Consider the following 5,403-nt stretch of genomic DNA (forward strand, 5'->3'; position numbering starts at 1 on the left):
ATGGTGGGCGACATCATCTCGGAACGGGTGGGCGACTTCAAATCGGAATGGTGGGCGAGATCATCTCGGAATCCTGGGCGACATCGATCGGAATCCGCACACCGGTGCAAAACGAACTGATAGTCCTCGTTGTAGAGGACGAAGATCTTATTCAGGATATGATCGGAGAAGCCCTGTCCGGGGGTGGATTTGAGCCGCAGATTGTTTCATCAGGCGAAGAAGCGGTTATCCTGCTCAAAACCGAATCTACCAGCTATCGCGCGTTGCTCACCGATGTTCATCTCCGAGGCAAACTCACTGGATGGGAAGTTGCCAAGCAAGCCAGAGAGATCAATCCAGAGATGCCCGTGGTCTACATGACTGGGGCTGCAGCTGATCAGTGGCCGTCTCACGGCGTACCGAACAGCGTTCTCTTGAACAAGCCGTTCGCGCCCGCGCAGGTGGTTACGGCAGTGTCTCAACTGCACAACCAAATCCCGCCTTCGCACTCATAGCGGACCTGGAAAGCCCCAAGTAGGTGCCCGCTATTGCGTGCTTAGCGACAAGCCAAGAACAAATGCCTTAGCCGCCGTCGCGCCCGGCGTTCGCTTCAATTTCTTTGCGATCTTCGTGACACCAGTCTTTTGCTTCGCAAGTAACTTCAGCGTCTTCAGGTCGTCTTTCGTCCACTCGCGACGAACACTTTTTTTCTTCTTGGCCAACTTGGCACTCCTTCGTTGATAGGAGCGCGGTCTAACACGTGTCGCGCGGTTCGCAAATGCCTCGTGAATGGCGCTGTTTGACGGACCCTGTCGTTTCCGACAGGTGCGCGCCGTCCGAGCCGTGGGCATGATCGCGGCTAAAAGACGAGGGCCGCAGCAATGAGACGTTACTACTTCCCGATTTTCCACAAGGGAGAGACACAGGCGGACGATGTGGGGGAGCTATTTGGCTCAGCTCAACTAGCCGTCCAATACGGCGCGCGCGTCGCTCGGGACATCGCCAGCGATCCCGAGCAAGAAGATGGTCGACGAGCGTCGCAGTCGAGAGACGCAGCTGCAGTCCGCCGAGCAGATCGCAGCGACATGTGCTCAACTTTCGCCCGAGGACCAGGCGATCGTGACGGCTGAGATCAAGCGCATCATAGGGGAGCGTGACCAATGAAGCGCCGGCGCCGAGCGCACAGGAAGCGCGACCGGCAGCGGCTACTGACGCCGCCGGCGGCTCAGCCGATGAATTAGGGCCCGCCGGTTCACGCTAAGGGGCCTCAAGTTTGCGCGTGCCAGGGTTGGACAATCGGGAAAAATTGGTAGGAACGCTAACAGGGTCTCGGGTTTGGTGGATATCTAGCCCCCAAGAGGATTGCTCATGGACCGTCGAGATCAGAGCTACCGGAACAACCCCACAGCCTGGGTGGTGGTCGCAATCGTGTTGATCGCCGCTATCGCCGCGATCTTCTACAGCACCGGCAATCACACGACCGCGTCGAACCAGACCAGCGCGCCCGCAACCAAGACCAGCTCAACCAACCCGCCAACAACGACGGGTGCGGGCGCCGGTTCTCCGGCAACTGCGCCATCCACAGCACCCGCGAATCCCGCTACGGGGTCGAAGTAGCTAAGCAAGCCGCGGTCAAAGCTCCCGCGACATTGCTGGATGGGTGCGGTTTTTACCTTGCCACCGCGGTAAGGCCGGTCACGATGTTTCGAGGCCAGGGCCTCCCAGCCTATGCGGCAGGCAGCACGATAGAGATCGGGGCCGATTTCACCGCGCTCGAACGGCGCTACGGTGATCCCGTCCGGCCGGCGAGCCAAGAGCCGCTCCAGGTTGGTCTTGCGCAGGTGTAGCGGGAGCTGCCGGAGATCGTCCCCTCCCATGGCCAGAACGTCGAAAGCGTAGAGCTGCACCTCGTGCTCATGCTTGCGAGAGTGCAGCGCGTTGAAATCCGAAATACCGTCGATGCCTAGGATCACCGCGCCATCAACGACGAAATGCTTCTGCCGGTTCTTCAGCGCGGCCTCGGCAATCCACGGATAGCGCTGGGTCCAGTCGGTGCCGTTGCGCGAGAACAGCCGCACGCGCTCGTTCTCTCGGATGACCAGCATCCGGTACCCGTCGTGCTTCACTTCGTGGATCCAGTCCGGCCCTAAGGGGACCTGCTTGCCGGCGGTCGCCAGGCAGAGCTCGTACGCCATACGCATTCAGCGCAAATAGGCATTCCGTTGCCTTTTTACCAACCGGGAACATTCGGCAAATGGCCAGGTTGGGATACGCTCCGGCCGGTAGCCCCCCTGCGAGCCGGAGTGTTTCCAAGACGGCCCCAGCCGCCCCGCTGGGGCCGTCGTTTTGCGCGCAAGTAATAAACGCCCCGACGCCTGAGCGGGCCCTATTCTCTTCACAAAACTCATCCATCAAGGCCGCATCCAGAATGGGTGCCAAATGCGTTGGTTTTTCGGATCTTTGATTGCTTTGCTAGTGTGCCTGGGGATCTACGTTGGTTCCGCCGTCGTCTCTCTGAGTGGTTTAATCGGAGCGGTTCGGGCCGAGAACGGCGCCGACGTTCTTGCCCGGACGGACACCGCACGCCTACGCAGATCGTTGGTCGATCAAATCGTTGGCGCTTACCTCAAGCAGATCGGTCGTGAACGGCCTGTGAAGCCATTGGAGCGGTTGGCGGCGAATACCTACGGAGCCTCCATCGCCGACGCGATGATCGGCAAGATTCTCACCCCGGAAAACCTGACTGATGTCTTGAACAAGGGAGCCATCCGCGTCGGGGGAGTCGACGCCAACATGCTGAGCCTCACGGAAATCGACACATCCAAGGTGCTCGAAACCCTGAGGCGAATATCTCCGACTAAGCCGGTCGAGTTTCAGATCCGTCTAGGCCAGAACGACAAGGATGGGGGCGTAAGCCTTCACTTCGAGGGGAACGGCTGGAAGCTTTCGGGCATCCAGCTTCCGAGCGCGGCGGTTCAAGCGCTGGCCCGAAGCCTTATGAAGAGCAAGGCCGGCTGAGAACATCCCGCTCCGATGAAGCGCGCCAGCGCGCCGCCGCTCCGCGCTGGTGGCCTCGCCGTCTCATTTCGTTACTATTGTTGAATTGTAGTCCTGGTGCCTGCGCTGAATACTCGTCCCACAATGATGGCAGGTCTATTGATTACCGGCGGCGTCGGCGTTTTAGCTCTAGGCATCACGTTCGCGGCGGTCATGTATATTGATGCTCGGGCGGAGCGTAGACGGTAGACCGCGCACGTCTTGATCATATCAAAGCTGTGCATGTAACTGCAGCGCGCCGGTGGCCGCACGGCAAACTCAGCTAGCAATTTAGCTCAAGCTGCGCGGTTACTCTCTTGTCACGTCCGTCACCTGTTCGCCTCCGGGTCGCATGGTCCCCTGGCATCGGATTTTGACAGGTCCACCAGCACGATCGACCTCCAACAGCAGGCTAAAACTTCCCGGACGGTCGATTGCCTGCACTGTCCTATTGCCTGATATCTGCCCCTCCGTCGTTTCTATTCGCTCAAGACACGCCCGCTCAGTTGGATTGAGCCGATTTCTCCAATCGTCCGCCGCTGTCCCATGCACGGAGAAGCCGCCATTGAATTGTTTCATCGCGGGAGAAGGCCCATGGTCAGAACCACCATGTTGCTAACCGGACTGCTCGTCGGATCGCGACCGAGTTGGTGCGGTAGCGCGATATGTCGCGCTAGGTCAGAAGCTGACCTCGGTGATCATAGCCCATAGCCTTTCGGTGCTTCCTAGTAGGAAGATGGAGCTCGCGCCAACTGCAGCGCGGCCTCAACGCCGCCTTCCAGGATCTGCTCCGCCTGGACAGTGTCGGGGACGGCCCGCGCGAACTGGAGGGTGCCCACCATGAGGCCGAAGATGGCGGTCGCGCGGCGCCGGCTCGCTGCAGAATCGGCATCCGGAAGTAGTGCGGCCAGCGACGAAACGTAGCTTCGCAGCGCTTTCTCGTAGTCCTGCCGAGTGGACAGGGGCTGGCGGGCGATCTCCGGGAGCAACGCCGCCGAAGGGCACCCTTCCGCCGGGTCTTCGAGGTGAGCGCGGTTGAGGTATCTCCGGATCGCCCCCTCGAGGGCCAGGCCCCTCCGCTGATCCTCATCGAGGCGATGTTGTTGGTCGCTGAGCGCGCTCGCCAGCGCCTCGCGAACGAGCGCGTCTTTGGACTCGAAGTGCGGAGAGAATGCGCCTTTGGTCAGGCCGGCCTCGCCCATGATCCCGGCGATCCCAGCGGCGGAGATGCCGTCTCGGCGCACGCACTTCGACGCCACATCGATGATGTGCCGTCGCGTCGCTGCTTTATGACCTTTCTCAAAACGCATCTTCTCTCCACTCCACCAATATCCCGCAGCCGTTAGGCTGCAGCCGCTTCCAACAGGGCTTGGAGGTCGCGATCAAGCTGCTGGGCTACTGCATCGACATTATCGCTGCCAAACTGACCGAAAACGGATGCTGGTCGATCATATTCAAACGCGACACCGCCATCGTCATCCTCGCGCAATAGGACGCGAATGGGCGCATATAGCCCCGCAGACAGTTGATGGCGGGTCATCTTGGCTGCGGTGAGCGGATTTCCGATATCGAACTGGATGGATCGGCGCGTCAGCCCAGCAATAGCCAGGAGTGCCCCATGGTCACGCTGACTGAAAATGGTGAGCGGCGGACCGGCCTCCAACTCTCGCAGCGCGCGCGTGCCTTCACCGTATCGCAGGAGAGTGAAGATCCCGTCATCGATGCGGGGTGCCAAGGTCGCGAGCTTGGCACGAACGTCCTCGAAAGGCTTTGTTGAGCGGATGGTGACGTGCTCGACCGGAATGGCCGCGTTGAGTGCAGTGCATTGGCCATCTATTGATCCTCTAATCGGTTGTCGTTGTTTGCAGGCGGTCCCTTCGCCACGCGAAGCGGCCACTTCGTTAGATCGCACTCGACTTGCCGCCCAAGATGCCTTCGATGCCGCGGGCAAGGTTTAGAAGCTCCCGGTCGCGCCCTAAGGGAGCATCCAGCTCGAGCCCAATCGGCAGCCCCGCGCGAGACAAGCCAACAGGAAGGCTGATACCCGGCAGCCCCACGCTGCTTGCCGACACGGTGTGGTTCGCCAAAGCGAGGTAGCTGACTTCCTGCCCCGCGATATGGACGGTCGCCCGCTCCTCGATCAGAGGCGCCGTGCAGGGCGTGGTCGGTTGCAGAATGACCAGCGCCCCATGAGAGACCAACGCCGTGTTGAGCCGTCGCTGGATTTCCGGCCGGCTCACATCGAGCGCCGTCCGATAGGCCTCTGCCGAGGTGGCACCTGCACCACCCGGCAGTACGATGTGCCCCCACGCCTGCCGAAGTTGGGGCTTAAGGCCCTCGTAAATGGCCTCGAACGTGGTCGGAATGTCATGGCGGCGAAGAAATTCC

7 protein-coding genes are annotated in these 5,403 nt (G+C 60.5%); 2 read left to right on the forward strand and 5 right to left on the reverse strand.

What is annotated here, in order from left to right; translation table 11 throughout:
- On the forward strand, positions 1-494 hold a 494-nt coding region (locus tag IVB42_RS14060; RefSeq protein WP_346658636.1), incomplete at its 5' end, for a response regulator.
- Positions 495-524: 30 nt separating this feature from the next.
- On the opposite strand, the gene IVB42_RS14065 is transcribed toward IVB42_RS14060, so the two are convergent.
- Both IVB42_RS14065 and IVB42_RS14070 read right to left on the reverse strand, forming a co-directional pair.
- Complete coding sequence (locus IVB42_RS14065; protein WP_198293370.1) at positions 525-701, reverse strand: hypothetical protein; 177 nt, start codon at positions 699-701, stop codon at positions 525-527.
- 750 nt (positions 702-1,451) lie between these two features.
- Positions 1,452-2,174, reverse strand: a complete 723-nt coding sequence (locus tag IVB42_RS14070; protein WP_247376861.1) for a DNA ligase — start codon at positions 2,172-2,174, stop codon at positions 1,452-1,454.
- 244 nt (positions 2,175-2,418) lie between these two features.
- Here IVB42_RS14070 and IVB42_RS14075 point away from each other — a divergent pair, with 244 nt between their 5' ends.
- Positions 2,419-2,997 carry a DUF2939 domain-containing protein gene (locus tag IVB42_RS14075; protein WP_247366654.1) on the forward strand — a complete coding sequence of 193 codons (579 nt, stop codon included), beginning with the start codon at positions 2,419-2,421 and terminating at the stop codon, positions 2,995-2,997.
- Between the two features lie 743 nt (positions 2,998-3,740).
- On the opposite strand, the gene IVB42_RS14080 is transcribed toward IVB42_RS14075, so the two are convergent.
- The 3 genes from IVB42_RS14080 to IVB42_RS14090 all read right to left on the reverse strand — a co-directional run.
- Positions 3,741-4,325 (reverse strand): TetR/AcrR family transcriptional regulator, encoded by a 585-nt coding sequence (locus IVB42_RS14080; RefSeq protein ID WP_018456644.1) that lies wholly within the window; start codon positions 4,323-4,325, stop codon positions 3,741-3,743.
- 32 nt (positions 4,326-4,357) lie between these two features.
- A complete protein-coding gene (locus tag IVB42_RS14085; RefSeq protein ID WP_247376863.1) occupies positions 4,358-4,912 on the reverse strand; it encodes a DUF302 domain-containing protein in 555 nt (184 codons plus the stop codon).
- Positions 4,913-4,916: 4 nt separating this feature from the next.
- Positions 4,917-5,403 (reverse strand): amidase family protein (locus IVB42_RS14090; RefSeq protein WP_247402472.1); only part of this gene is annotated, 487 nt, incomplete at its 5' end.

Source organism: Bradyrhizobium sp. 45 (assembly GCF_023073155.1).
Taxonomy (GTDB): Bacteria; Pseudomonadota; Alphaproteobacteria; order Rhizobiales; family Xanthobacteraceae; genus Bradyrhizobium; species Bradyrhizobium canariense_D.

Bases quoted from the DNA above. Each gene is read 5' to 3' on its own strand.
- IVB42_RS14070 (WP_247376861.1), bottom strand. From the start codon at position 2,174: ATGGCGTACGAGCTCTGCCTGGCGACCGCCGGCAAGCAGGTCCCCTTA.
- IVB42_RS14075 (WP_247366654.1), top strand. From the start codon at position 2,419: ATGCGTTGGTTTTTCGGATCTTTGATTGCTTTGCTAGTGTGCCTGGGG.
- IVB42_RS14080 (WP_018456644.1), bottom strand. From the start codon at position 4,325: ATGCGTTTTGAGAAAGGTCATAAAGCAGCGACGCGACGGCACATCATC.